This window comes from Burkholderia anthinoferrum, from assembly GCF_002925705.1.
Taxonomy (GTDB): domain Bacteria; phylum Pseudomonadota; class Gammaproteobacteria; order Burkholderiales; family Burkholderiaceae; genus Burkholderia; species Burkholderia semiarida.
The window spans coordinates 1-472 of the sequence record NZ_LFZP01000002.1 but is presented as its reverse complement, the minus strand read 5'-3'; the positions used below and the strand labels follow the sequence as shown (position 1 = coordinate 472).

Here is a 472-nt window from a genome sequence, read left to right as displayed (position 1 = left end):
ACATGCACTTGTTCGCTTGACCCTATAACGAGTCTGTCTCGTTACAGGTTGAGTTCTCGCGTTGTGCCGTATTCCAAAATCGAGCCGAACAATGAAGTTCGAATCATCTTGAGATACATCGATACAATCACAACCCGGATAGTTTCCACGTCCATCTCAAAGACGCTTCCGCTATCCAAATTACTTACTTCTTCCAGATTGTTAAAGAACGACAGCCGATACGTACTTCGTACCGCTCTGACTGGCTCAATCGCCAATGAGAAAAACTCGAACTAAACTTCATTCGAATGTTTGTCATTGAAGATTATTGAAAGCGGCCGGCATGATAACCGGTTTAAACCGCAGACAGCTAGTCTGTCTTAATCAACAGCCGATAAGCGTGAGCGCTCAACTTGGGCGAGAAGCTCTGGAAAGGAGGTGATCCAGCCGCACCTTCCGATACGGCTACCTTGTTACGACTTCACCCCAGTCA

General features: G+C 46.6%; 1 rRNA gene. It reads right to left on the bottom strand.

The window, feature by feature from the left end:
* Positions 1–410: 410 nt before the first annotated feature.
* Positions 411–472, bottom strand: a 16S ribosomal RNA gene (locus C5F75_RS01275); the annotation flags it as partial.